Raw genomic sequence first — 24,875 nt, 5'->3', positions numbered from 1 at the left:
TAACGCGCAATGTTATAATAGAGAAAAGTCTTTTTTATTTTGTACATCTATAGCTTATCGTGAGAGCATCTCATGCGTAAATGACTTCAGCGTCTTTAGGCAAGGGTGCCCTATTTAGAGATTTGTTACATAAAAGAAACACGATGTGACATGTTGTTGGAGAAAGGGGAAGTCAGATGTTTTCAAGTGAGGTCATTTCCAGCTTTAATGAACTAGAAAGCGCTTTATACCGATATATCATGGAAAACAGTGAAAAGGTCGTGTACATGAGAATTCGAGACCTTGCAGATGCTGCACATATTTCCACCTCGTCTGTCCTTCGTTTTTGCCGAAAAGTAAATTGTGAAGGCTTTTCAGAGTTTAAAGTGAAGCTCAAAATGTATTTAGAATCAGAGCAGACACCTTCTTTAAAAAGCACACAGCACTTTCTATATGAATTTATTGAACGAACATTAAAGGGAGACTTTGAGGGGAAAATTAAGGAGGCAGCGAAACTCATTGCTGAGGCAAAAAATGTGCTGTTTATCGGGACTGGCAGTTCTGGCATTTTGGCGCAGTATGGGGCGAGGTACTTTTCAAGTCTTGAGAAATTTTCCTTTTACATCAATGATCCATTTTTCCCGATGAATATGCAGTATTTAGACAATAGTGTCACCATTGTGCTGTCTGTATCAGGGGAGAACAGTATTACGATCGATCATATTTCAAAGTTAAAAAGGGAAGGCAGCACAATCATTAGTATTACGAATAACCAGCACTGCACGATTTCGCGCATTTCAGATTTAAATATTGCCTACTACGTCACAGATGAGCGGGTACACAGAGCCAATATCACCACACAGACGCCAGTTGTGTATATTTTAGAAGCAATGGCCCGTGACATGTTCGCGATGTTAAAAGAAAAGTAAAAGAGCCGCTGCATGAATCAGCTGCTCTCTTTTTTCTGCTTCATAAAAGAAAGGATGGCAATACCAGAACAGACGAGCACAAACAGACCGCCTAGCAAATACACAGACCTCGCCCCATATGCATCCGCAATCAATCCAACAAAGAAAATAGATAAACCGACAGATACAGAAGAAAGGACGTAATGAGCTGAGTACACCTTTGATAAATCTTGGACAGGTGTTTCCGTTTGAAGAATGGTTTGCTGCGAAACATCACGAATTTGATAAGCAGGCCCCATCAAAATACAAAGCAGCAAAGCAAGCCATGGCAGGCTGTTCAGTGAATAGACAATAGTCAGCACTGCATAAATGAATGACCCAGCTGCCATAAAGAGAAGAAGCTGTTTTTGAATAAATTGACTCATCCATGCAGCTAAGAGACCGCCTAGAATGGTGCCGATATAATAAGCGGCATTGATAAAGCCCCACCATTCCTCACCTTGCTTTAAATCATGTGTGACAAAGGCAAGCGTAATTGCCCCGATCCATACAGCACCCGCAATATTTTCACAAACATCCATAAAGGTCAGGGTGCGCACCGTTTTATTTGTCCAAATGATCGTCCAGCCATCTTTGAAGCTGTTCGTCTTATTTGCTTTTCGAACCGTCTCTTCTTGCTTGAGAAGAGGAAAGACAGGGATGAAAAATAGGTAAGACAACACAATCATGACACAAGTGATCCACATTAAATAAAATGGCCCGATCCATAGGACGAGCATTCCAGTGAACGAATAGCCGGCGATTTGAACCATTTGATAAAATATTGACGCTGTACTGTTTGCTTTCACAAGCTGATTTGCTGGCACAAGCATCGGCATGATCGCCTGCATTAAAGGACTGATGAACCCGCCTGTGAGGGAAATCAAAATGAGTGCACTAAACAGCCAGACCATATGCTGCTGAAAGAAATGAAATTGGGCTGTAAACACGATGAGCATCCCAAGACGTAAAAGCGGGACCCATTTCAATAGGCGGCCAGCTTGAAAGTAATCAGTTAAAACAGGAGAGAAGAGCCCAGCTAATAGCTGGCATATCGTTCTGATCAGCGGAAAGACAGCCGCATAGGCAACAGATTGTGTATCTTGATAAATGACAAACGTGATCGTCATCACAAATAAAATATCACTTAGCATGAGAAGGCTTTTACTGCTTGTATAACACCAAAACTTGTTTCCCATATTAAACCGGCTCCTTTTCAAAAACAAGTTTAGTATAGCATGGTGATGAAGGGTTCAGAGGCTTTCCATTGAAAAATACATCTTAAGGATGAGAAGATTGTGATAAGCTAAATGAAGGACATTGTAAGGAAAGGGGTTCAATCACTTGAGAAAATTACCAGCACATGACTTTTTGGACAAACATGGCATCCCATATGAGATCAAAACATTTTCTGCCGAAACAGAAAAAGGAGCAGCAAATGTAGCGGCAGCCCTTGGTTTTCGTGAAAGACAAATGATCAAAACATTGATCTTTGAAACAGGAGAAGGGGAGCAGCTGCTTGTGATGGTTGGCGCTGACCAGCATATTAAGTCAGGGAAACTAAAGAAAGCGGCCGGCTCCCGTAATATTAAAATGGCTTCACCGGAGAAGGTTCTTGAAGTGACGGGCTATCGAATTGGTTCGATTCCGCCGTTTTGCTGGCAGCCAGAAGGATTTCGCACGATCATTGAAGCTTCATTATTAGAGGAAGAGATATTAGGGGTTGGAGCAGGAGAATGGGGAAATGAAATCCTCATCACACCAGAACAATTAGTGAAAGCCTCAAAGGCTGTACCGTTTGACATCGTGCAGCCAGCCGAATAAAAAAAGTGCCTGTTTTTGGAGCAGGCACTTTTTTAATTGGCAGCAGGCGTAGTGAATGGACCGATACCTTTCATTTGCAGGAAGGCATCCACGGTTCTATTTTCTTCAAGATCATTCGCCCGCTTGCACACAACAACTGGTCTGACGATCTCAATGCCTTCAATGTACACGCGCCCAATTTCTTTCCGCTTGAGACTACCTTGAACCGCATCACGGGGAACAAGTGTGATACCATATCCAGCTTTGATCATTTGTATCGCTTCATGAACACCGCTGAACTGCAAGTCTACGGTAGGTTTTTTGATGCCTTTCGAGGTAAAAAGAGAAAAAAGTTTATCTCTTGTGGAACTGCCTTCTTCACGCATCAAAAAAGGCTCCTGGCTCAGGCGCTCTAGCGGGACGGTTTTTCCGTTCAATGGATGGTCTGCCGGGACAATAAAATCATAGCTTAAATTCGTTAAATGAGAGGTGAGAATCTCTTCATGGTGCAAATCCTCGATCACAGCGATGGCCACATCTGATTCATATTGAAGCAGGCTTTCTAAAACTTGAGCGGAGTTTCCACTTTTTAATTCAATTTCCGTTTCGGATGAAGCTGTTTTAAAAGCAGCGAGCCAATCTGGCAATAAAAAGTTGAGTGGTACATAGGTAGAAGCGATGCGGAGCCGCCCCTTTTTTCCGTTTTGTAAAAGTGCAATCTGATATTCTACTTCCTTTTCAGCCTCGAATACTTGCCTGGCATAAGGGTATAGAATTTTCCCCATTTCCGTAAGTGTAATCCCTCTGCCATTTCGTTTAAAAAGACGGAACCCGATCTCACTTTCAATGCTTCTAAGCTGAGCCGTCACAGCTGGCTGTGTCAAAGATAGCACGTCTGCTGTTTGTGTAACACTTTTTGTTTCTGCGACCTTTGCAAAAATTCGAAGGGCATGTAAATTCAACTTTGCACCACCTATCAATTATTTTGATGGTTCAATCAAAAACATTCATTAGATTTATTATAAGGCATCCCTTATTGTAAAGATAGCGAAGGGGGAAGGGAAAATGGATCATCGTCAAAAGCAAGTGGTGTCAATATCGCTTATCACAGCATTTGCACTGATTGGGGATTCAATGCTTTATATTGTTCTTCCGATCTATTGGAAAGAGATTGGTTTATCATCTATTTGGGAGGTTGGGCTGCTACTGTCCATCAACCGATTCATCCGCATCCCGCTAACGCCTGTCGTTTGGTGGCTCTATCGGTTTGTCCCAATGAAAACAGGTGTATTGATCGCTATATTGATTGCATCAGTAACCACGATGCTATATGGTGTGAGCGGTTTTTGGCTGCTGCTGATTTGCCGCTGCGCTTGGGGGCTGGCATGGACGTTATTGCGTATGAGTGGAATGAGGTTAATTGCTGAGATGGACGAAGGCTCACAGGGGCATTATACGGGCATTTACAATGGGCTTTACCGGCTTGGCAGTTTATTTGGCATGTTATTTGGCGGAATATTTGCCAGCCTGATCGGCTTCCAGTCCATGACGCTTGTTTTTGGTTTACTCACATTGCTAGGGGTCATTTTTTATGTCTCTCTGGATGAGATTGAAAAGGGAGAAGAGGGGCAGGTGTATCAAGTCATCAAACAGCGGTGGCTTGCACGAGATGTTGTAAAAGTTTTAATGACAGGTATGCTGATCGCACTTGTGATACAAGGGTTATTCGCATCAACACTCAGTCATGTCATTGAAGCAAGGATCGGTGATGGTGAATTTGCTCTGTTCGGCTTTGTCATCGGAGCTTCTGCTTTAAGTGGCATCATTCAAGCGCTCAGATGGGGGTGGGAACCATTTGTAGCACCGAAAACGGGCAGATGGTTTGATGGCCTTGTGATGAAGGAACGAACGCTTTGCTGGATGTTTCTTTCATTTGGATGTCTTAGTCTTCTGGCGGTCATGCTGAAGGTCAGCGGCTGGTTTCTTGTGATGCTGCTTTTGATCCAGCTGCTGTCAACAGTCTTAACGACATTAACGGATACGCTTGCCTTTCAAAAAGCCTCTGCTCAAACCGATAAAAACCGCTTCCTCGCAAGCTATTCCTTTGTTCAAGATATGGGAGCTGCTTTAGGACCCTTGTTCGGATATACGATGATTCAGTTTTTTGGATCAAGCAGCGTCTTTTGGCTGATGCTCATCATAAGCTTATTGCTTGTCAGCATGTGGGCAAGAGGCAGGGAGCTGCATGTTTCTTCTGATCCAGCATAATAAATTCAGGTCTTATACAAAAAAACTGCCTCTTGCGCTGAATGCAAGAGGCAGTCATGGTTTCTTATTCTACATCTGAATCATAGGCTTTTTGCGTCAGCTGGCTGACCACCTCTTTTAACCCATTTGGTTTATGAAACTCAACAGGTGTGCTTCCTTTTTCGAAGACGATTTGATCTGCTTCAACGAGCACGACATATCGATTGTTAAGCTTTGCAATATGGATCGAGTGGCCAAAGTCTGCTAGAAGACCTTTGATTTCCGTCTCGCCTAGACGCATTTTCATTGTGATATCAGGAGTTTGTTCAACAATATGGGAGGCTGCTTGTGTGACCTGCTCTGTATCGAGTGTTTCTCTAATTTCTCGTTTTTCACTCGCTTCCCATATTTCAAGATCCTCTTCAAACTGCTTTAATTCTTCACTTTCATCCTGTAATGTTTCAAAAACCTGTTCCTGTACCATATTCATGACCTGTGATTTCATGATTTCAGGCATGGATTCACCGTACTCGACGAACTTCAAAAAGTCCTCAAAATAACGAGCGTGTGAGGATTGGTGAATTTTCACTTCCGCTTCCTCAGTCATGCCCTCTTCTGGCATAAACGGGTATTGAATTGATTTCATGTTTTTTGTTGTAATGGCCATTTCGACTTTTCTGATCAAGGTAGATGTATCAGCGATAGAAGCCACTTTCTGCTCGAAATCGCATTTCATAATAAAGACAAAGGAATCGTCGAAGTACTTTTTAGGAACGGCAGAAGCCACTAAAAAAACGCCGCCTCTGACAGCACTTGTATCTAAATATGTGCGAACAAACTGTTCACTGCATTCATTAAACAATTCTTTTGTATCTGCAAATCTCGTTTGATGAAATAGGTTGTAGTTTGGGTTTGAATCGAGCTCATGACCGGGTTCTACAATAAATCGGCCAATTTTGGTCGGTACTTGTTCAGATTTAGGGTGTCTGTCCACTTTTCGTTTGACGATTTTTTTCAGCTCACCGTCTAAAAAGTCCTTCAGCTCACTTTGTTCAAATTCCTCTTGATCTAGTGTTTGATAATGTTTAAATCGTTTATTTGCTTCTTCATCTTTGCCTTCGATTTCTACGACAAAGAATGATAGAAAACGTATCGTAAAATCCATTGATTGGTCACCACTTTTTCTTCTTCGGATATGTTGAGTATAGAAAAAGGAGTGAAAATCGTCAACGAATGGAGAAATATCGTGTCATTATTTCCCGAGAAATGTTTATTGAAAAACACTTGATAATAATTATCATTCTTGATAGAATGATAAAAGAAAAGAAGGAACCTGCCAGTTCCTTCATCTCAGAGAAAAATAGATTATTTTGTTTCAAATGTTTCACAATCAGTTTCAGTATTGCGAGTCACTTCAGTCATCGTGTTTTTACCAATTTTAATGGTAGAAGCGGTACAGCTGTTTTCAGCCCAGAAACGGCAAGAGTTCACTTCACAAAGAACGTTTTGTGCCATGGGAATTCACCTCCGTGATTCATATTGAGAATGAAGCAAGCTGCCACTTGAATTCATTCAAATCTAGTAGTCTCTTTATAGAAAGAGGCTGTTTGTGCTGATTATGCACATGTTTATCATACCATCTACCCTGAAAATATACAATTTAAACTTTGAAAGAGCGAGAATATGAATCTCGCTCTTTTTTTATTTGTAAAAATAGTTAAATGCTAGGTGGCACACTCTCTCATTTCGACATATGAATAGAGTAGATTCAAAACCTGATGTCGGACAAAGTATGAGGGTACATGTACTGATTTTCCGCATAAAGATAGGGTTTTAATCAAAAATCTTCATAGAGAGATGAGGGGAGAAGATGAAAGCAGTCATTCTCTGCGGAGGAAAGGGAACGAGAATGAGTGAGGTCACACAAGCGCTTCCTAAACCACTTGCTATGATCGGAGATCGGCCTATTCTATGGCATATTATGAAAATCTATCAGTATTACGGTGTAGACGAATTTATCCTATTGCTTGGTTATAAAGGAGAGAAGATCAAAGAGTACTTTCTAAACTACGACTGGCAGCACCACAGCATGCAGCTCGATATGGCGACAGGAGAAATGAAGCTATTAGGGAAATCGGAGAACTGGAAAATCACCTTTTTAGATACAGGTGAAGATACGATGACAGGCGGACGATTAAAGCAGGCACAGGATTACATCGGTGATGAGACCTTTATGATGACGTATGGTGATGGACTGGCCAATATCAATATGTTTCATTTGCTGAAACGTCATCAGGATCTTGGTGCAGCTGCGACTGTCACAGGCATTGAAAAGAAGTCCCAGTACGGGACACTGAAGGTGTATAACGGGATGGCACAATCCTTCTCTGAGAAGACAGACAGTATCGGGATGATCAATGGAGGATTTTTTGTGTTGTCTCCAAAGGTATTTGATTATTTGACAGACGATGACCAATGCGTGTTTGAAGCGGAGCCTCTTCAAAACCTAGCGGATGATGGAGAGCTTGCCGTTTATGAGCATCACGGATTTTGGACAGCAATTGATACGTATAAAAACCTGAAGGAAATCAACGACATGTGGACAGATGGAAAACAACCATGGAAGGTTTGGTGACAGCATGAGCGGATTTTGGAATGGAAAGAACGTATTTGTAACTGGATGTACAGGGCTGTTAGGGAGCTATCTCGTCAAGGAATTGATTGATCAAGGGGCAAACGTGACTGGCCTTGTGCGTGATCAGGTGCCTCGATCGAATTTATATCAAGGCAGTCAATTTGAAAAAATGAATGTGGTGCAAGGCGCATTAGAGGATATGCAAACGATTGAACGTGCGTTAGGAGAATATGAAATTGACACCGTCTTCCATTTGGCTGCCCAAGCCATTGTTGGGGTCGCGAATAGACATCCTGTTTCTACATTTGAAGCGAATATCTTAGGGACATGGAATGTACTGGAGGCTTGCAGAAGACAGCCGCTGATCAAACGAGTGATCGTGGCATCAAGTGACAAAGCATACGGTGATCAAGAGCAGCTTCCATATGATGAAGACATGCCATTAAACGGGAAACATCCGTATGATGTCTCGAAGAGCTGTGCAGATCTTATTTCTCATACGTACTACAACACATATGGTCTTCCGGTTTGTATTACACGCTGCGGTAATTTATACGGAGGCGGAGATTTGAATTTCAACAGAATCATTCCGCAAACCATTCAGCTTGTGTTAGAAGGGAAGGCGCCGGAAATTAGAAGTGACGGGACATTTATTCGTGATTACTTCTACATTGAAGATGCAGTGAAGGCTTATTTGCTGCTAGCTGAGAAGATGGAGGAAAAAGGGCTGGCGGGAGAAGCCTTTAACTTTAGTAACGAAATTCAGCTGACAGTGCTTGACCTTGTGGATAAGATTTTAAAGGCAATGGGAAGTGAGCTGAAGCCTCGTATTTTGAACCAAGGAACACATGAGATTAAGCATCAATATTTGTCGGCAGAGAAAGCGAGAAAGCTGCTTGATTGGAAGCCTGACTACTCCATTGATGAAGGTTTAGAGAAGACGATTGAATGGTACCGCGAATTCTTTCAAAAATAGAGGTGTAAAAAGATGAACAGCATATATTGTACGGTTCTTTCAAGTGGAAGACTTTATCAAGCCATTGCGTTTTTCTTATCGTTGAAGCAAGTAGAAGATGATGCTGTCATCAAGACGTTATGTATGGATGATGCTGCATTTGATTTGCTTCATCAAATGAATTTTCCGCATGTGGATCTTGTTCATGTACGGGAGCTCGAAACACCTGAGCTGCTAGAGAAAAAAGAGGAACGGGATGCATCGGAATATTGCTGGACCTTAAAGCCGATTTGGATTGAGTGGTTATTTGAACAGGAGCAGGCAGAGAGCGTGACTTATCTTGATGCGGATTTATTCTTTTATGAGAGCCCTCAGGTTATTTTTCAACATCAGCCGAATGCCTCTGTTTTAATTTCAAGAGGGGATATTGTCATTCCAAGCTTTGATGCTGAGGAAGTGAAGATGCTTCAGAAGCTTTTAGGCCGCTATAATTCAGGCTTTCTGCATTTTAAAGGAGATGAAGCCGGACGAAAATGCCTCAGCTGGTGGAAAGAAGAATGCTTAAAAGAATGTAAAAATGCACCGGGAGAAGGCAAGTTTGGCGATCAAGGATATCTGGATCATATGCCGAGGCTGTTTGACAATGTAGAAGATATTGAGACAAAAGGTGTGAATATTGGTCATTGGAACTATGGGCAGCATTCTTATCGGGAGGAGAATGGACGTATTCTTCTGGAGGATGGGCACCCGCTCATTTGCTATCATTTCAGCGGCTTTCGGATTGTGAGCAAGGATGAGATGCAGCAAATTCATGAAAAAGGACGAAATGACCTGCCGTTTTTCCAAGAAGCCTATCGGCAAGTGCTTCGCCATGTGATTGAATCTGTGGAGCAGGTCGATCCGCTGTTTAACGGATATGCCAAACGGGAGGAGGATGACGCATGAACGAAAAGCCAAAGGTGAGCGTCATTATTCCAAGCTATAATGCCAAAGAGCGGTTAGAAGGAAGCCTTTTTTCCTTAACACTTCAGGAAACAGATATTCCATTTGAGGTCATTGTTGCCGATAATGGCTCAACAGATGGCACGATGGAAATGCTCGAGAACATTGAAGTGAACTTTCCGTTTAAAAAGGTGCGTATTCCTGTCAATCAAGGGATTGCAAAGGGGCGTAATCATGCCATTCGCGAGGCGGAGGGAGATCTGCTCATTTTCCATGACAGTGATATGCTGGCAGAACCGAGATTTATTGAAAAGCATGCAGAGGCCCATGCTGACAGGGAGGATCTCGTTATTTGCGGTGTGTGCTGGAAGCGGATTTATCGCTATTTTTACACAGCTTTTGATAAGGATCATATGAAGCGGTTGAAAAAGCAAGGGCTGTATAAACGGAAAATGGAGGACAAAACGCCTCTTTTATCATTGGAAGAAGTCGAAAATGGTGCATTTCTTGAGAAAAGTTTCGATTTGCAGTCTGAGTTTATAGATATCCTGAAAGACATTTTAAATACGTACCACTATGATTTAGGTTCTTATGAGCTGCCATGGCGATTTTTTATTACAAATAACTCCTCTGTCAAACGGAAGCATGTCATGGCACTAGGGATGTTTGATGAAAATATCGTTCGGTACGGATTTGAGGATTATGATTTAGGGATTCGTCTGCATCAGCTTGGTCTCTCCTTTGAATTGCGAGAGGATATCATGAGCGTGCATCAAGAGCATCCAAGTAATTTAACGTCGTTTGATGACATCAAATACAACATTTTGTATATGTGTGAGAAGTACAACAATATTGATTCTATTGATGTCCATTTGGCTTTCTCCGGTCCGTTTTCTCATACTGTGACAAATGATATTGTGAAAGAAGTTCGGCAGCTGCGTGAGAATTCAGCATTTGATGACCTGTTATCTTATTTTTTAGAACTGATTCACTTGATCACAGAGCGGAATGTAGGCATCAAACGCGATAAAAAAGATATGCTGACAGCCAAGCATGTTCCTTTGAAAAAGCTGGCAGAAGCCGCGCAGCTTGCACGGCAGGAGTATGGCTGCACGGTACTTGTAGAAGCCATTCAAGGGCTGACGAAAGAGCTGTTGCGCGTTGATTTGTTCCAAGTGGATGTGTTGTAAATGGCGTCTTATCACTTTACAACCATTGTGTCGAATACCCATGTCTTTAAGCTTTTGGCGCTGATTCATTCGCTTGAACAAAACGCTCATGCCTTCAAGCTGTCCGTTTTATGTGCAGACCCTTTGGCTTATAAGGTGTTAAGGGAGTTCCCTCATCCGCATGTTCAATATGAACAGCTTGAGGACATTGAAGATGACACGCTGCGAAAGGCAAAAGAAGATCGAACGTTCCATGAGTATTGCTGGACGTTAAAGCCTGCTTTTCTGCTCAAAATTCTTGAGTCCTCAGATGCGGATTATCTTGCCCATCTGGATACAGATTTGTATTTTTATCATGATCCAGAGGCGATTTTTGCAGAGAATCCAAGCGCTCATTTATTTTTAACGGATCATATGAATTCCGAGCGGTTCTATCGTTATTACGAGTTGTCTGGCCGTTTTAATACTGGGTTTGTAGGCTGTCGTAACACAGATGTTGCCAAACAGGCAGTCACGCAATGGAAAGAAAACTGTCTTGCACATTGTACAGTAGAAATGGATACAGAAAAAAAGACGTATGGAGATCAGCGATATGTGGAAAGATGGGTTGATGATTTTGAAGGGGTTCATATCGTTACATCTAAAGGAGCCAATGCGGCGATTTGGAACATTGAAAACTACAAGCTTTCAGTTGTAAAAGGGGATATGTATCTCGACGAATGTCCACTTTTGTTCTATCATTTTTCTGCCTTTACGATCATTGATGAGAAGACCTTTAATCTGAATTGGTATTACTATATGACAGAACAAAAGCTTGTGGATCACCTGTATATTCCTTATGCTGACTTGATTCATCGAAAAATCAAACAGGTGCAAAAGGTATTTCCGGAATTTAAGCAAGGGTTTATTGCAAAGAAGCATGTTCCTGACACGCATTTTTATGAGAGATGAAAACCGCTCATTTATTGAGCGGTTTCTGCGTGTAGACAAACCCTCGCATTCTTTGTCAGTCCTGCGCGCTGGTGCTCACGAATGTTCAATTCGCTCCGCGCCAGTGCTCGTCCTTCCTAGACTGCAAAGGTTTTCTATCACGCTGAAAAGAAGACAAAGGGCTAAAATACACATCATTTTAACAATCGGAAAAAACCGCTCATTATTGAGCGGTTTTCTTTTTATGATTCATTCCATTTGGAGATGGTTTGGTCGCTGGGAAGTAAGAAGGCTAGGATGCCTAATATCGGTAAAAAGGCAACACCGAGCATGGTAGGCGTTAAGCCAAAGGCATCAATGAATGAGCCGAGGGCAACCGATCCGATTGCACCCATACCAAACGCAAGCCCAACAGTTAAACCAGACATTGTGCCAATTTTCCCGGGAAATAGTTCTTGGGCATAAACCACGGTGACAGAGAAGCTTGATGTCAAAATTAGCCCAATCAGCCCGAGTAAAACATAAGCAAAAACGGGTCCGGCAAATGGCAGCAGCAGGGCAAGCGGGAAGGATGCCAATAAGGAAACTAAAATCACGTTTTTCTTGCCAAAGCGGTCTGCAAGTGGCCCGCCTAAAAATGTCCCAATTGCACCTAGAATGAGAAATAAGAAAATATAAGTCTGTGATTCTTTAATCGTCAAACCGTATTGTTCAATCGCATAAAACGCATAGAAATTCGAAATGGCATTTCCATACCAAGAGCGGGCGAAGATGAGAAAGACGATAATGCCAAGTGCAATGAGTGCTGATTTACGATGAATATCAGATCTAGCAGCTTTTGCAGGTGTTTTTTTCGCTTGGGCCCGAATGGTTTGAAGTCTTCCGGCATACCATCTTGAAATATAAAGAAGAAAACCGACCGCTATCATTCCAACAATCGTAAACCAAGCCACGCCTGTCTGACCGAGCGGTACGAGCATTAATGCAGCGATAAGCGGAGCAAAGGCTTGACCTGTATTCCCGCCTACTTGATAGATGGACTGTGCAAGTCCTCGTCTTGGACCAGCTGCCATGTTCGCAACACGGGAGCCCTCTGGATGGAAGATCGCAGAGCCAAGTCCGATAAAGACAACGCAAAGCAGAATGGTGGCAAAAGATGGAGCAAACGCGAGTCCGAATATACCGATAGCACTTGAAAATAAAGCAATCGGAAGTGCATAAGGCATCGGCCGTTTATCTGTGTACCAACCAATAGCAGGCTGCATCACGGAGGAGACCATATTTAATGTAAAGGCAATCAGCCCTAATTGTGTAAAGGTCAGCCCCATTGAGCGTTCCAAAATAGGGAACATCGCAGGAATAACGGCTTGAAGTGTGTCGTTCAGCATATGACAAATACCAATAATCAATAGGATGGGATAAACCGTTGAGCCGGTAACAGAATGTTGAGGTTTATCCTTTGTACGAGCAGCAATGGCCAATGAGACTTCCTCCCTTCATTTATCTGTTTTCTGATTTTTGCATTCTTCTCATTTTATTCATAAGGTGAACTATAAAACAATAGCAAATTGTCATGATTTAGAAAAAAAGAGACACAAGCGCTTGATTGAGCTTGTGTCTCTAAAGAGTTATTTGTAAAAAGAAGCAATCACAGGCTTCATTTTTTGAACGACAAGTCCACTGCCGCCGCGGTTTTTCACACCTTCGATCATGCCGACGAGGACGTAATCTTCTTTTTTAGGATTAAACGCAAGTAAAAATCCATTTTCAGTGCCGTCTGTTGCACCTTGTTTGCTCTTTAATTCTGCCGTACCCGTTTTAGCGGCAATATCCGCTCCTTCGATTTGTAAGGAGTGGGCTGTTCCGTTTGGACTGGTCACGACCTTAGTCAATGCGTCTTTCACTGTGTTTGCCGTGCCTTCTTTGATGATTTGTTTTGGTGATGCTGTTTTTTCATCTTGAATCACTCGAGGGTAGACAAGCTTGCCTCCTGTGGCAAATGGAGAATAGGCATGTACTTGTTCAATTGGTGACATGAGTAATTCGCCTTGGCCATACGCCGAGTCAGCCAGTAAGATATCCGATTGAATGCCATCGTTCGATACTTGTGCAGGCTTCATTGTAAATGGCATGTGTAAGTCTTCGCCAAACCCAAATGCTTTCACTTTTTGCTCGTAGGTGTCTTTGCCGATTTCGAGTGCTTCCTGTCCAAAATAAATATTGTCTGAGTATACAAGGGCATCGACCATATTTACTTTTTCTTTATCGTGAACCCGTGTGATGCGATAATTTCCCCAAGATTGATCCTTTTGCCATTTTAGTCCGTGAATGGTACGCACTTTGTCAGGCTTTGTGACACCTGTTTCCAGCCCAATGGCTGCTGTAATGGTTTTGAATGTGGACCCTGGCGCATACCGGCTCGCATATCGAGCTTGGAATGGAAGGTCTGGATTTTCACTGTATGCCTGATATTGCTTAGGTGTAATCCCGTTTGTCATGAGATTGACATCGTAGGAAGGGGTGCTGACAAGCGCTAATAGATCGCCTGATGATGGATTCATGATTGTGACGGCCCCTTTTTCGCCTTTCAACTGATCATAGGCTTTTTTCTGTAAAGAAGCATCAATCGTCAGCTTCACTGTTTTTCCATCTTTTCGATCTGATTTTTGCAATGTTTCTTCAATACCTGTTTCATCATGGACGATGAGAATGCTTCCGCCATCTTGTCCGCGTAAGTTTTTGTCAAATGTAAATTCAAGGCCGGTTTTGCCGATGATTTGATCTGCCTTTAATGCTGGATTTCTTTTGATATCATCCGCATTTGCTTTTCCGACATACCCGGTGAGATGAGCGGCGGCTTTGTTATATGGATAGTAGCGCATTTCCTTCGTTTGATAGGTAACGCCATTTACGTCCTTTGGAATCGGTTTTTGTTTTAACATCGATTTGAGCGGGACAAACGTGTCGTCTGTGACCCATGCTTGTTTCAATTGATTGTTGATTAGTTCTTCCTCTATATCAAAAGCTTTGCTGATCTTTTTGATATTGCGTTCTTTTTCTTCTCCTGTTCCGAGCTTTCCTGGGATGACGCCAAGTGCGTTTCCACCAGTTGTTTCTGCCAGTGTACGTCCTTTTCGGTCGACAATGTTTCCGCGGACAGCAGGGTCAGCTTTGACCTTGATGGTATCTCCTTTCTCCATTTGCGGGAAGATGAGATTTGGCTTCCAGTCCACTTTCCACTTGTCGTCCTCTTCGGAAAGAACGCCCTTGTAAGACAGCTTATGCAGCTTGCCAAGAGACGTTTTCATCGTGACATCATAGGAAAATTGATACCCATTTCCTTTGTCCTGTTTTTCAACGTTGAGCTTTGAAATGTTCAGGTCATAAGCACCAATACCGTTGAAAATATTGTCGTATTTTTCGGCTAGTTGTTTTTTTGAAAAGTCATTGGCTTTCAAAGATGCACTTGTCACCTCATCTGCCAGCTTCGTAAAGTCTTTCTTCTTCATATGTTCCGTAAAGTTTTGAGCGGCTTTTAAAGCTTCTTTTTCCTTAGAGAAAAGAGTATCTTTTAAGAAAAAGAAAGCAGCAGCAACTACGATGATGCTAAGAAGAGGGATGATGACTTTTTTCTGTTTCCAAAATGATTTTCGTTGATCCGTATACAATGAAAACACCTCAATTTTTGATTAGATCCTCTATATTTTACAGTGAATGGTCGTGATTTGTATAGTTTCTCCTATGAAAATAGACCAAGGGATCATGTCAAGGTTTGGGGAATGGGGTTAAAAAACAGCTATTTCGTAATGAAAGATATCTTCATTTTTTCTTATGATTTAAAGGATTTCTTAAAAGATCATCGAATGTGAAAAATTAGAAAAAATATGACAAGCGCTTTCATTAGGGGGAATTGTTATCGTTTATAAAAAGGTGAATTTGATTGGACTTGTTCTTGGACCGACACTATTTTTGCTCATTTTTTTTCTCATACCTGAAGATGAATTGACCTATGCTGCGAGGGTAGTCTTGGGCATTACGGCTTGGACGGCCACATGGTGGGTGACTGAAGCACTTCCCATTCCTGCTACATCTTTATTGCCCATCATCCTGCTGCCGACACTTGGCGGGCTTTCTATGGAACAAACATCAAGGTCTTATGGAGATCCGATCGTCTTTATGTACATGGGAGGATTTATGATCGCAATTGCCATTGAAAAATGGAAATTACATAGAAGAATGGCTTTACACATTTTAAGGGTGATTGGCACAAGAAGTGACCGCATTGTATTAGGTGTCATGATCGCGACTGCTTTTTTATCTATGTGGATTTCGAATGCAGCGACTGCCCTCATGATGCTGCCAGTGGCACTTGCAGTGATTAAAGAGGTTAAGACAAATGAAATCTTATCTGGTCCATCTCTTGATCGATTCAGTAAAAGCATCTTATTGTCGGTTGCGTATTCAGCGTCAATAGGAGGATTGGCGACACTTGTCGGTTCTGTGCCAAATGCGGTGTTTGCTGCGATGTCAAAAAAACTGCTAGATCGGGAGATTATGTTTTTTGAATGGTTTATGTTTGGTTTTCCTGTTGCGCTGATTCTGCTCATTCTCTTATTTTTGTATTTGACGAGGGTACAGTTCAAGGTAGAACACACAGGTGAAATGAGTGCATCGTTCATTCAAAAGGGATTAGAGGATTTAGGAAAAATGAAAAGAGAAGAAAAATGGGTATTTGTTGTTTTTCTCATGACGGCGTTCTTATGGATTTTTAAGCTCTTTTTGTTTGGAGGGATGACCGTATCTGATACGTCTATCGCCATTTTCGGTGCCATGCTGTTATTTCTCATTCCAGCAACAAATGGAGAGAGAATATTAGAATGGCAGGATATGAAACAACTGCCTTGGGGACTTTTGCTTTTGTTTGGAGGAGGGCTTTCGCTCGCTACGGGCTTTGCAGAAACCAATCTAACAGGATGGATCGGAGAAAATCTACAGCATTTAAACGGGCTTTCGTATATCATGCTGTTGATTATTTTAACGGGAGCGATTCTGTTTATGACTGAAATTATGTCAAATACGGCTGTTGCCAATATGATTATTCCGATAACGGTAGGGCTTGGGCTTGCGATTGGAATCGAGCCGTATGGGTTAATGGCCGCTGCTGCTTTGGCTTCCTCTTGCGCGTTTATGCTGCCGATATCCACACCGCCAAACGCCGCTGTCTTTAGTGCGGATGTGCTGAAAATATCAGATATGGTCAGGGCAGGCTTTTGGTTAAATATCATCAGTATTGTGGTGATTGTTCTTGCGGTCTATTTCTGGCTGCCGATTGTGCTGAAAAGCTGAGTGCATTAAGAAGAAGAAGGCTTTGATCGAATTGAGACGACCGGTGTTTTTGTTTCTTTTGGCTTCGGTGTTTGTGTGGATTTTTTGATGCGCGTTTCCTTTGGCGTGTAATAGGTTGCCCCAATATTGAGCCTGCCTTGAAGCTGGTCAATAGAAAGCTCCCCAAATTCTAAGTGGTAATCAATTTTGTCCACGTGCAGGGATTCGATATGGATGTGTGTATCTTCTGAGACAGGAGCAGCTGGTGCAGACATTTTTTGCTCAAGAGCGGCGAGTCTTTTTTCTAGCTCAACGACAGATGGGGATGGACTGGATTCAGTTTTTTTAAAGAGTGATTGAATGAAATGTTTCAAGTAGACCACAACCTTTTCTTCCGCCTTGCTCTAGTCTATGGAAAAGCAATCGCATATATACTTATAGAGATGACAAGAAAGGGGAGAAGTATATGCTGCCTACTCAGATTCACATTGCCCATATGAAAACGAATTCGATTGGCACAGGTTCATCCATGACGTTTGGCTCGACGTTTGTTCGCAATCATTGCAGTACGATCAAAAGAAACAATGGATTTGGGGAACAGAATGCTGATGGCGTGATCACGATCCTGCCAATTGAAACAATTGATGATCGTGATCAAATAGACGCAGTGAGTATCAATATTCGTCATCTATGATGATAGCAGTCGCTTTTCCTTCATCCTTTTGCAGGCGGATGTAAAGTACCCCGTCTTTAAAGGCAGCATTCATTTGACCAAGAATCATTTCTGGAAGGCGGATTTTCTTTTCAAACGGACCATACTTCCCTTGCTTTTGGCGAAAGTCCTGCTCGTTAAAAAAGGAAAAACGCTGTCCTTTCACAACCAAATATTCACCATATGATAACACCTGAACATCTTCCTTTCGGTAGCCAGGCAAGTAAATTAAGTATTGAATTTCTGTAGGGGTTTCCACCATGTCGATTGGTGGAAACGACGCATCTGATCCCCGCTGATCCTGCTGTGTGAATGTAAATGGAGATGGACCGTTTGCCATAAAGGGGGATCTTTGCTCATCGTCGAAGATCATTTTCCAAAAATCATCTCCATGCATTTGCTGGGCAATATCCATCCACTGTTTCATTTTTTCGAAGTCCATGTGAAGACCTCCCGTTAACATACTTGATGGGTGCTTGCATATACCTATAAAAAGGAGGTTTATCTGTGGTTCAACCAACTCCGTATATCAATATTAATATTTTCATGTTAAAAATTAATTCCTTTGAAAATGCGTCGGCGGTGAATGTCGGACAAAATTTGTTAGCAGAGTGGCAAAACTCAGATAAAAAAAATCAGGGTTACGGACAGAATTTTGGAGATGCCAGCGGTTTTGTCGGTACAAAAAGCCATGTAGATGATCGAGATCAAGTGGACTCACCTGCCTCTTTTTCACCAGCAGCTAAACCCATTCAAAGGAAGTGACGTGTGATGTTATTCTCACCTTCAGTCGTCAATGTCGGTGCTTTTAAAATCAATGCAATGGATCGGGGTGCATCACTGACGCTAGGACCTTATCAGCAGATTGATTATTTTCTCTCGATGAAATTGAATCAAGGTTTTGGTGAGGACAATGGAGATTGTTCACCGCTTGTCATTCCGATTTCAAGCGTGTTAGATCCAGATATGGTGGACTCAAATTCAGTCAAAAACAGCGTGGTTTAAGAAAAAAAGAGACCGGGAATCCCCGAGTCTCTTTTCTAATTTGTTTCATTCAGATGGCTTTTTCGTCTTGCATAGGTGAAATAGACAACAACACCGATGGCGATCCAGATGAGGAAGGCTCTCCATGTCTCCCATTTCAGTGTGGCAGCCAATGTCATACAAATGATCGCACTGATAATCGGAAGCACAGGCACGAACGGTACTTTAAATGCTGCTTTAAGATTCGGATGTTTTTTCCGTAAAATGATGACCGCAATGGAAATCACCGTGAAGGCTGCCAGTGTACCGATGCTGACTAAATTCGCGAGCGTCGATAAATTTACAAAACCTACGATACACGCTGCGACTGCACCTGTCAGCCAAGTGTTGGCAACGGGCGTTTGCGATTTTGGATGAACCTTTGAGAAAATATTTGGCATAAGCCCATCGCGGCTCATCGCAAAAGTTAAGCGAACCTGTGCATAAACCAAGGCAATGAGAACCGTGGTAATCCCAATAATAGCACCGGCTGATATGATACCCGCCACACTATTCAGGCCAACTACTTGAAGAGCAAATGCGACAGGATCACTGACATTCAGCTTCGTATAGTGAACCATGCCTGTTAAGACAAAGGAAACCCCGATGTATAAAATGGTACAAACGCCGAGCGCTCCGATAATTCCAACCGGCATCGCCTTTTGCGGATTTTTGACCTCTTCAGATGCATTGGCGATCGCATCAAATCCGAGGTAAGCAAAAAAGACGGTTGCCGCGCCTGCGATCACGCCGTTAAAGCCCATTGGCATAAACGGTGTCCAGTTTTCAGGTTTGACGTAAGCAAAGCCTGAAATGATAAAGAGTAGGACGATGGCAATTTTGATCAGCACAATGATGTTATTCAGCTTTGTACTTTCTTTGACGCCTCTTGAGACGATAAAGGTGATAAGCAAAATAATGAGTGCGCCTGGAAGGTTAAAGACGGCCCCATCAGCGGCTCCAGGTGCAGCTGATAAAGCCTTCGGTATGTGAAGACCGAATCCGCTGAGCAGTGATTGAAAATAGGACGACCATCCACTTGCCACAGCAGAGAGCGCAATGACATATTCAAGCATGAGATCCCAGCCCATTAAGAAGGCGAGAAATTCTCCAAGTGTTGCGTAGGAATACGTATAGACGCTTCCTGACACAGGAATGGATGAGGAGAATTCAGCATAGCAAAAAGCAGCAAGGGCGCATGCGATCGCAGCCAAAATAAAAGATATAATAATCGCAGGTCCTGCATCATTTGCCGCAGCAACCCCCGTAATGACAAAGATCCCAGTCCCGACCACACAGCCAATGCCAAGCAAGATTAAATCAAACGTATTCAAAGAACGGCTGAGCCGCTTCGTTTGACTTTCAAGCATGAGCTGGTCGAGAGATTTTTTTCGAAATAAAGAACTCATGTTGACCTCCTAATGGATAAATCTTTTCGTAAGACGAATGTTAGTATATGCGCAAATGATAATTTAGTCAATTGGTTGAAAAACGCTTTAAATCACTAAAGTGTTAAACCTCACAACCGAATAAGCCTTTAAAAAGAAACATCCGCCGGGAGATCGAAGGCGGATGTGGTGTCAGACAATCTAAGTCTGTTCAGCAAATATTTTTTCATTGTACAGCACACTTGGATGAGTTGGATGATGGGCCGAGGAGGCACGGTGATGTATTTTGGCTTGTTCCAGGTTGCCGAGCTGATAATAACAGTAGCAAAGCTGGAGGTGAGGATACCACGTTTTATATTGTGTCAGTGTGAAAGCTGTTTCGTTTTCAGGAGCCTTCAGCGCCTGCTCATACCAAAAGATGGCTGCCTGATGTTTATTTTGTATTTTTAAATGATCCCCGATCCGGCAGCAAAATTCTGGACGGGGCTGATCATATAAGAAGGATCGCAATAAGGAGGATAAGGCCGCTTCCTCATAGCCTTCCGCATAATAGCAGTCCGCTAAATATTGGCATGTGCGAATTTCATCCTCAATCCAGCACTGTTTTGTGTTTAAAAATTCATGATAAAAACGAATCGCTTTGACACGCTGACCGTTGTCTCTTAATTCATTGGCAAAGTAAAAGAGATCACGGGGCGTCATATCCTCTCCTTTTGCCAGCATGTCTTCATAAATTCGCAAGTTGCGCCCAGGCTCACCAGCAGTTGTTTTCTTGCGTTTTTGATGTGTGACGGCGATATCTGCAGGAAGGATGTTTCCATACACTTGAAGAAACTCATGAACGGCCCCGTACCACTGAAAGTTCAAGGAACGCTTCACAAGGCGATTTCTTCTATATTTGAAATTGACTTGACCGTTTTCATCGAATCCCACATGATAAAACATCGAAACAGCATCCACCGAGGGATCAAGTGTCTGCTTGAGCTGAAGCAGTTTTTGGCGGTCTTCTTCAAGCAGAACATCGTCAGCATCGAGCCATAAAATATACTCTTTCGCTGCATGTGAGAAAGCAAAGTTGCGTGCTTTTGCAAAATGCTGGACCCATTCAAAATCCAGCACTTTTGCTGAAAAGGAATGAGCGATTTCCTTCGTTTGATCTGTTGATCCTGTATCAACGATGATCATCTCATCGACAATGTCTTGAACAGACGAAAGGCAGTCCGCCAGCACCTCCTCTTCATTTTTCACAATCATACATAAGCTAATGGTTATCATCTTTAGATCACCTCTTCATAGTGTATCGAGCATCAAAAGGAAACATTCTTTTCTGCAGCGGGTTTTTTAAAACTAGTTTTCTGCTACTGGCTGATTTAAAATAAAGAAAGAATCTATGTAAGGGCTGATAAAATGAGTTTATTGAATGTTGAAGGATTATATAAAACCTATGGCGAGAAAACGCTGTTTGATCATATTTCTTTTCATATAGAACCAAAGGAACGCATCGGATTGATTGGACCAAATGGAACAGGGAAGTCAACGCTGCTAAAGGTCATTGCAGGACTTGAATCGTTTGAGGAAGGTGACATCACGAAGGCAGGGACACTTGATATCGAATTTCTCGAACAAGATCCTGAAATGAGCGGGAATGAAACGATTCTTGACTATATTTTTTCGGGAACGGCACCAATGATTCAAACGATGAAGGCGTATGAAAAGGCACTCGCCGATTTAGAGCATGATCCGCAAAATGAGGCAAAACAAGAGGCACTGATGCGCATGCAAAATCGAATGGATCAAGAAGATGCTTGGGATGCGAACCTTTCAGCCAAAACGATTTTGACAAAGCTTGGCGTGAAAGATGTAAGCCGCTCTGTACATGCATTATCAGGCGGACAGAAAAAACGTGTCGCCATTGCTAAAAATTTAATTCAGCCTGCTGGTTTGTTGATTTTAGATGAGCCAACCAACCATCTTGATAATGCAACGATTGAATGGCTTGAAGGATACTTAAGCCAATATAGCGGTGCTGTCATCCTCGTGACGCACGATCGTTATTTCTTAAATCGGGTAGCCAATCGGATTTATGAGTTAAATCAAGGACAGCTTTATACGTATAAAGGAAATTATGAAGTCTTTTTAGAAAAAAGAGCGGAGCGGGAAGCAGAAGCTCAGGTGAAAGAAACGAAGCGTCAAAACTTGCTTAGACGAGAGCTTGCATGGCTAAGACGAGGAGCGAAAGCAAGAACGACAAAGCAGAAAGCACGTATTGGCAGAGTCGAAGAGCTGAAGGATCAAAAAGGACCTGATGCGAAGGGAGAGCTTGATTTTGCCATCGGCTCGCACCGCTTGGGGAAACAAGTGATAGAGGCAGAAGACTTATCAATTTCATTTGCTGGCCAGACTCTTGTGGAGCGGTTTACAGATTTAGTCGTGCCGGGCGATCGTATCGGATTTATCGGACCGAATGGAGTTGGCAAAACCACTTTACTGAACTGTCTAGCAGGTAAGATTGAACCGACTTCAGGACAATTGACCATTGGACAAACCGTTCGTATTGGTTACTACACGCAGGATCACAAGGAAATGAATGATGAGCTGACCATCATTGAGTACATCAAGGAAACAGCTGAGATCGTCAAGACGTCTGATGGCGCCATTGTAACAGCAGAGCAGATGCTGGAGCGCTTCCTTTTCCCAAGATCGATGCAGCGGACGTATATTCGTAAACTGTCAGGGGGAGAACGCCGCAGATTGTATTTATTGAAGGTCTTAATGGAAGAGCCGAATGTTCTCTTTTTAGATGAGCCGACGAACGACCTTGATACAGAAACCCTCAGTATTTTAGAGGATTATTTAGAGCAGTTCCCTGGCGTCGTCATCACCGTGTCCCATGATCGTTATTTCTTAGACCGAGTGGTTCACCGCCTGCTTGTCTTTGAAGGAAATGGGCGAATCTCACACTTCCAAGGTGCATACAGCGATTATATGGAACAGGAAAAAGAGCAGAAACGGACAGAGACAAAGCCTGCTGAAAAACAAGTAGAAGCTGCGCCTAAAAAGAGAAAAAAACTTTCTTATAAAGACCAGCTTGAATGGGATGGGATTGAAGACCGGATACAAGCATTAGAGGAAAAACATCAGCAGCTTGAAGCCAGCATTGCAGAGGCAGGCAGTGATTTTGGGAAAATTCAAGAGCTGATGGACGAACAAAAAGCCGTTGCGGAAGAATTAGAACAAGCAATGGACCGCTGGACAGAACTATCTCTTATGATTGAGGAAATGAATGAATAAAGATGTGGAAATAAAAAACCTGTAGAGCGATCTACAGGTTTTTTTGATAGGAGCATTTGGCATACGCATCATGCTGGTGGATGGATTCCTCATTACGACACTCGACTTGAAAGCCTCTGATCCATGGCTGCTCATATAATTCAATGGCAATTAACCTTGTGATATCTTCTACAAAGCGCGGATTTTCATAAGCCTCTTCTGTCACTTTCTTTTCATCAGGTCTTTTGAGCACGGGATAAAGCGGTGCGCTCGCATTGGACTCAATGATATGTAAAAGAGCGGTCTTGATGTCGTCAGGGAGCGCTGCTTGTTCAAACAACTCTACTTGGATGGAAACAGACCCGCGCTGATTATGGGCACCATATTCACTGATTTCTTTGGAACAGGGACATAATGTCGTGACCTGTGCATCGCACCCAACGTGACAGGTCCATCCGTCCTTTTCATGAAAATGGACGTCATATTTGACAGTTGCATGCATCAAGCCTGACCGCCCGGTGACTGGACTCTGTTTTTCCATGTACCATGGAAATGAAACTTGAATGGAAGCAGAGGATTGATTCATTTTCCGGGCGAGCGCTGCCGTCCATTCTTTTAGGGTATTCACATCAAGCGGCTTGCTGCTCTCATAAAACGAGTGCAGCTGTTCAGTGAGACGGCTCATATGAATGCCTTTTTGATGGGCTGGCAGGGATGTACTCAGTGAGAATTCAGCAGTGGTTGTTTGGCGCTGTGGTGCTGTTTTAGATACGATATGTATGGGATAGGACATGCGGCAGACCCCGACTTGTTCAAGATGAAAATAAAAGTCCTGCTCTGTTTTTTGAATGTCTGTCATGTCCTCTTTTTGCCAAGGCTTTGTGCCAAGACTTGGCGGTACAGATCCGAATAGCTGGTGCCGTTCTACTTTAGGTGGAAATGAGCGCATATGGTACCTCCTATAAATCGTAATTATTACTATTTATTTTGCGATAACATATGGAATAAATCAAGTGTTAAAACTTTGACGTTTACGTTAAGGTTATAAAGGTGTATAATAAAACATGAATTGATGAGCAGGAGGCACTGGCGATGGAATGGATGAAAATTGATCAAGTGGCGAAAAGAAGCGGACTGACAAAACGGACGATTCGTTTCTATGAAGAGATTGGTTTATTATCAGCACCAAAGCGGACTGAGGGCGGTGTCAGACTTTACTCAGAGGACGATATGGAAGAGCTAGAGAAAGTGATGCAGGCAAAAGAGGTACTCGGCTTTTCTTTACAGGAGCTTCAATCGTTTATGGAAATCGGAAAGCAGCTAGAGCTGAATAAAGAAGGCTACTTGCTGTCGCTTGATCCGAAGGAGCGATTAGAGAAGCTTTTAGATATTGATGCGCAGCTCAACATACAGCATCAATTGATAACAAAAAAGCTTGAAACGATTCAATCCTTTAAAAAGGATCTTGAAGCGATGAAAGAAAGAGCGGCTCATGCAATTGAGCAATTACAAAAATAAACACCTCTGCGTGTTTATTTTATTTTGTCAAC

The 24,875-nt window shown here is 42.6% G+C and carries 25 protein-coding genes; 14 read left to right on the top strand and 11 right to left on the bottom strand.

Annotated elements, in window-relative coordinates:
• The first annotated feature begins 176 nt into the window (after positions 1 to 176).
• Positions 177 to 908 (top strand): MurR/RpiR family transcriptional regulator, encoded by a 732-nt coding sequence (locus OIT90_RS17820; protein ID WP_039177027.1) that lies wholly within the window; start codon positions 177 to 179, stop codon positions 906 to 908.
• A 17-nt stretch (positions 909 to 925) separates the two neighbouring features.
• On the opposite strand, the gene OIT90_RS17815 is transcribed toward OIT90_RS17820, so the two are convergent.
• Positions 926 to 2,125: an MFS transporter gene (locus OIT90_RS17815; RefSeq protein WP_126681369.1), complete on the bottom strand. Its 1,200-nt coding sequence runs from the start codon at positions 2,123 to 2,125 to the stop codon at positions 926 to 928.
• Between the two features lie 145 nt (positions 2,126 to 2,270).
• Between OIT90_RS17815 and OIT90_RS17810 the strand changes: the two genes are divergently transcribed.
• Complete coding sequence (locus OIT90_RS17810) at positions 2,271 to 2,750, top strand: aminoacyl-tRNA deacylase (RefSeq protein WP_039177033.1); 480 nt, start codon at positions 2,271 to 2,273, stop codon at positions 2,748 to 2,750.
• 32 nt (positions 2,751 to 2,782) lie between these two features.
• On the opposite strand, the gene OIT90_RS17805 is transcribed toward OIT90_RS17810, so the two are convergent.
• Positions 2,783 to 3,691: a LysR family transcriptional regulator gene (locus OIT90_RS17805; RefSeq protein ID WP_039177035.1), complete on the bottom strand. Its 909-nt coding sequence runs from the start codon at positions 3,689 to 3,691 to the stop codon at positions 2,783 to 2,785.
• Between the two features lie 103 nt (positions 3,692 to 3,794).
• On the opposite strand from OIT90_RS17805, the gene OIT90_RS17800 reads away from it, so the two are divergent.
• Positions 3,795 to 4,997 (top strand): MFS transporter, encoded by a 1,203-nt coding sequence (locus OIT90_RS17800; RefSeq protein ID WP_039177037.1) that lies wholly within the window; start codon positions 3,795 to 3,797, stop codon positions 4,995 to 4,997.
• Between the two features lie 64 nt (positions 4,998 to 5,061).
• On the opposite strand, the gene OIT90_RS17795 is transcribed toward OIT90_RS17800, so the two are convergent.
• Both OIT90_RS17795 and OIT90_RS17790 read right to left on the bottom strand, forming a co-directional pair.
• Positions 5,062 to 6,141: a DUF3900 domain-containing protein gene (locus tag OIT90_RS17795; protein ID WP_058837821.1), complete on the bottom strand. Its 1,080-nt coding sequence runs from the start codon at positions 6,139 to 6,141 to the stop codon at positions 5,062 to 5,064.
• A 200-nt stretch (positions 6,142 to 6,341) separates the two neighbouring features.
• On the bottom strand, positions 6,342 to 6,491 hold the full coding sequence (locus OIT90_RS17790; protein WP_072367870.1) for a DUF1540 domain-containing protein: 150 nt from the start codon (positions 6,489 to 6,491) through the stop codon (positions 6,342 to 6,344).
• A 355-nt stretch (positions 6,492 to 6,846) separates the two neighbouring features.
• On the opposite strand from OIT90_RS17790, the gene rfbF reads away from it, so the two are divergent.
• From rfbF to OIT90_RS17765, 5 genes are read left to right on the top strand one after another with little or no spacing between them, the layout of a single operon-like run.
• Entirely contained in the window at positions 6,847 to 7,611 is a 765-nt protein-coding gene (rfbF, locus tag OIT90_RS17785) for a glucose-1-phosphate cytidylyltransferase (RefSeq protein ID WP_039177042.1), read from the top strand.
• A 4-nt stretch (positions 7,612 to 7,615) separates the two neighbouring features.
• Positions 7,616 to 8,587 carry a GDP-mannose 4,6-dehydratase gene (locus OIT90_RS17780; RefSeq protein ID WP_039177044.1) on the top strand — a complete coding sequence of 324 codons (972 nt, stop codon included), beginning with the start codon at positions 7,616 to 7,618 and terminating at the stop codon, positions 8,585 to 8,587.
• 12 nt (positions 8,588 to 8,599) lie between these two features.
• Positions 8,600 to 9,511 carry a putative nucleotide-diphospho-sugar transferase gene (locus tag OIT90_RS17775; RefSeq protein ID WP_126681368.1) on the top strand — a complete coding sequence of 304 codons (912 nt, stop codon included), beginning with the start codon at positions 8,600 to 8,602 and terminating at the stop codon, positions 9,509 to 9,511.
• The gene (locus tag OIT90_RS17770; protein ID WP_247544691.1) at positions 9,508 to 10,698 is read left to right on the top strand and encodes a glycosyltransferase family 2 protein; all 1,191 of its coding nucleotides are present in this window, start codon (positions 9,508 to 9,510) and stop codon (positions 10,696 to 10,698) included. The genes OIT90_RS17775 and OIT90_RS17770 overlap by 4 nt, the downstream gene beginning before the upstream one ends.
• The gene (locus OIT90_RS17765) at positions 10,699 to 11,628 is read left to right on the top strand and encodes a putative nucleotide-diphospho-sugar transferase (protein WP_151284124.1); all 930 of its coding nucleotides are present in this window, start codon (positions 10,699 to 10,701) and stop codon (positions 11,626 to 11,628) included. It abuts the gene before it with no gap.
• 221 nt (positions 11,629 to 11,849) lie between these two features.
• On the opposite strand, the gene OIT90_RS17760 is transcribed toward OIT90_RS17765, so the two are convergent.
• Both OIT90_RS17760 and pbp4 read right to left on the bottom strand, forming a co-directional pair.
• Complete coding sequence (locus OIT90_RS17760; protein ID WP_126681366.1) at positions 11,850 to 13,088, bottom strand: MFS transporter; 1,239 nt, start codon at positions 13,086 to 13,088, stop codon at positions 11,850 to 11,852.
• 147 nt (positions 13,089 to 13,235) lie between these two features.
• Positions 13,236 to 15,275, bottom strand: a complete 2,040-nt coding sequence (pbp4, locus tag OIT90_RS17755) for a penicillin-binding protein PBP4(5) (RefSeq protein ID WP_458209869.1) — start codon at positions 15,273 to 15,275, stop codon at positions 13,236 to 13,238.
• 262 nt (positions 15,276 to 15,537) lie between these two features.
• On the opposite strand from pbp4, the gene OIT90_RS17750 reads away from it, so the two are divergent.
• Entirely contained in the window at positions 15,538 to 16,953 is a 1,416-nt protein-coding gene (locus OIT90_RS17750; protein WP_059376762.1) for an SLC13 family permease, read from the top strand.
• A gap of 5 nt (positions 16,954 to 16,958) precedes the next feature.
• Here OIT90_RS17750 and OIT90_RS17745 read toward each other — a convergent pair whose 3' ends face one another.
• Positions 16,959 to 17,315, bottom strand: a complete 357-nt coding sequence (locus OIT90_RS17745) for a hypothetical protein (protein WP_099663017.1) — start codon at positions 17,313 to 17,315, stop codon at positions 16,959 to 16,961.
• Between the two features lie 83 nt (positions 17,316 to 17,398).
• Between OIT90_RS17745 and OIT90_RS17740 the strand changes: the two genes are divergently transcribed.
• Positions 17,399 to 17,626 carry a hypothetical protein gene (locus tag OIT90_RS17740; RefSeq protein ID WP_039177063.1) on the top strand — a complete coding sequence of 76 codons (228 nt, stop codon included), beginning with the start codon at positions 17,399 to 17,401 and terminating at the stop codon, positions 17,624 to 17,626.
• Here OIT90_RS17740 and OIT90_RS17735 read toward each other — a convergent pair.
• On the bottom strand, positions 17,607 to 18,086 hold the full coding sequence (locus tag OIT90_RS17735; protein WP_039177065.1) for an Hsp20/alpha crystallin family protein: 480 nt from the start codon (positions 18,084 to 18,086) through the stop codon (positions 17,607 to 17,609). The genes OIT90_RS17740 and OIT90_RS17735 overlap by 20 nt on opposite strands.
• A gap of 65 nt (positions 18,087 to 18,151) precedes the next feature.
• On the opposite strand from OIT90_RS17735, the gene OIT90_RS17730 reads away from it, so the two are divergent.
• Both OIT90_RS17730 and OIT90_RS17725 read left to right on the top strand, forming a co-directional pair.
• Positions 18,152 to 18,409, top strand: coding sequence for a hypothetical protein (locus OIT90_RS17730; protein ID WP_003213975.1), 258 nt, complete (start codon positions 18,152 to 18,154; stop codon positions 18,407 to 18,409).
• A gap of 6 nt (positions 18,410 to 18,415) precedes the next feature.
• Positions 18,416 to 18,649: a hypothetical protein gene (locus OIT90_RS17725; RefSeq protein ID WP_024424583.1), complete on the top strand. Its 234-nt coding sequence runs from the start codon at positions 18,416 to 18,418 to the stop codon at positions 18,647 to 18,649.
• Positions 18,650 to 18,684: 35 nt separating this feature from the next.
• Here OIT90_RS17725 and OIT90_RS17720 read toward each other — a convergent pair whose 3' ends face one another.
• Together OIT90_RS17720 and OIT90_RS17715 are read right to left on the bottom strand one after the other, a co-directional pair.
• Entirely contained in the window at positions 18,685 to 20,076 is a 1,392-nt protein-coding gene (locus OIT90_RS17720; protein WP_039177068.1) for an amino acid permease, read from the bottom strand.
• A 180-nt stretch (positions 20,077 to 20,256) separates the two neighbouring features.
• On the bottom strand, positions 20,257 to 21,330 hold the full coding sequence (locus tag OIT90_RS17715; protein ID WP_039177071.1) for a tetratricopeptide repeat-containing glycosyltransferase family 2 protein: 1,074 nt from the start codon (positions 21,328 to 21,330) through the stop codon (positions 20,257 to 20,259).
• A 132-nt stretch (positions 21,331 to 21,462) separates the two neighbouring features.
• Here OIT90_RS17715 and OIT90_RS17710 point away from each other — a divergent pair, with 132 nt between their 5' ends.
• The gene (locus OIT90_RS17710) at positions 21,463 to 23,346 is read left to right on the top strand and encodes an ABC-F family ATP-binding cassette domain-containing protein (RefSeq protein ID WP_058837811.1); all 1,884 of its coding nucleotides are present in this window, start codon (positions 21,463 to 21,465) and stop codon (positions 23,344 to 23,346) included.
• A gap of 31 nt (positions 23,347 to 23,377) precedes the next feature.
• On the opposite strand, the gene folE2 is transcribed toward OIT90_RS17710, so the two are convergent.
• A complete protein-coding gene (folE2, locus tag OIT90_RS17705) occupies positions 23,378 to 24,274 on the bottom strand; it encodes a GTP cyclohydrolase FolE2 (protein ID WP_474892796.1) in 897 nt (298 codons plus the stop codon).
• 143 nt (positions 24,275 to 24,417) lie between these two features.
• On the opposite strand from folE2, the gene OIT90_RS17700 reads away from it, so the two are divergent.
• A complete protein-coding gene (locus OIT90_RS17700; RefSeq protein WP_041087175.1) occupies positions 24,418 to 24,843 on the top strand; it encodes a MerR family transcriptional regulator in 426 nt (141 codons plus the stop codon).
• Positions 24,844 to 24,875 lie beyond the last annotated feature (32 nt).

Source organism: Bacillus sp. ABR (genome assembly GCF_056172715.1).
The sequence above is the reverse complement of the archived record's forward strand: the minus strand, read 5'-3'. Positions and strand labels throughout refer to the sequence as shown.

What these genes read in the sequence shown, in the direction of transcription:
- OIT90_RS17725 (WP_024424583.1), top strand. Translation starts at nt 18,416, where the DNA reads ATGTTATTCTCACCTTCAGTCGTCAATGTCGGTGCTTTTAAAATCAAT.
- OIT90_RS17700 (WP_041087175.1), top strand. Translation starts at nt 24,418, where the DNA reads ATGGAATGGATGAAAATTGATCAAGTGGCGAAAAGAAGCGGACTGACA.
- OIT90_RS17735 (WP_039177065.1), bottom strand. Translation starts at nt 18,086, where the DNA reads ATGGACTTCGAAAAAATGAAACAGTGGATGGATATTGCCCAGCAAATG.
- OIT90_RS17720 (WP_039177068.1), bottom strand. Translation starts at nt 20,076, where the DNA reads ATGAGTTCTTTATTTCGAAAAAAATCTCTCGACCAGCTCATGCTTGAA.
- OIT90_RS17770 (WP_247544691.1), top strand. Translation starts at nt 9,508, where the DNA reads ATGAACGAAAAGCCAAAGGTGAGCGTCATTATTCCAAGCTATAATGCC.
- OIT90_RS17800 (WP_039177037.1), top strand. Translation starts at nt 3,795, where the DNA reads ATGGATCATCGTCAAAAGCAAGTGGTGTCAATATCGCTTATCACAGCA.
- OIT90_RS17715 (WP_039177071.1), bottom strand. Translation starts at nt 21,330, where the DNA reads ATGATAACCATTAGCTTATGTATGATTGTGAAAAATGAAGAGGAGGTG.
- OIT90_RS17795 (WP_058837821.1), bottom strand. Translation starts at nt 6,141, where the DNA reads ATGGATTTTACGATACGTTTTCTATCATTCTTTGTCGTAGAAATCGAA.
- OIT90_RS17740 (WP_039177063.1), top strand. Translation starts at nt 17,399, where the DNA reads ATGCTGCCTACTCAGATTCACATTGCCCATATGAAAACGAATTCGATT.
- OIT90_RS17790 (WP_072367870.1), bottom strand. Translation starts at nt 6,491, where the DNA reads ATGGCACAAAACGTTCTTTGTGAAGTGAACTCTTGCCGTTTCTGGGCT.
- OIT90_RS17780 (WP_039177044.1), top strand. Translation starts at nt 7,616, where the DNA reads ATGAGCGGATTTTGGAATGGAAAGAACGTATTTGTAACTGGATGTACA.
- OIT90_RS17815 (WP_126681369.1), bottom strand. Translation starts at nt 2,125, where the DNA reads ATGGGAAACAAGTTTTGGTGTTATACAAGCAGTAAAAGCCTTCTCATG.
- OIT90_RS17820 (WP_039177027.1), top strand. Translation starts at nt 177, where the DNA reads ATGTTTTCAAGTGAGGTCATTTCCAGCTTTAATGAACTAGAAAGCGCT.
- OIT90_RS17775 (WP_126681368.1), top strand. Translation starts at nt 8,600, where the DNA reads ATGAACAGCATATATTGTACGGTTCTTTCAAGTGGAAGACTTTATCAA.
- folE2 (WP_474892796.1), bottom strand. Translation starts at nt 24,274, where the DNA reads ATGCGCTCATTTCCACCTAAAGTAGAACGGCACCAGCTATTCGGATCT.
- rfbF (WP_039177042.1), top strand. Translation starts at nt 6,847, where the DNA reads ATGAAAGCAGTCATTCTCTGCGGAGGAAAGGGAACGAGAATGAGTGAG.
- OIT90_RS17710 (WP_058837811.1), top strand. Translation starts at nt 21,463, where the DNA reads ATGAGTTTATTGAATGTTGAAGGATTATATAAAACCTATGGCGAGAAA.
- OIT90_RS17765 (WP_151284124.1), top strand. Translation starts at nt 10,699, where the DNA reads ATGGCGTCTTATCACTTTACAACCATTGTGTCGAATACCCATGTCTTT.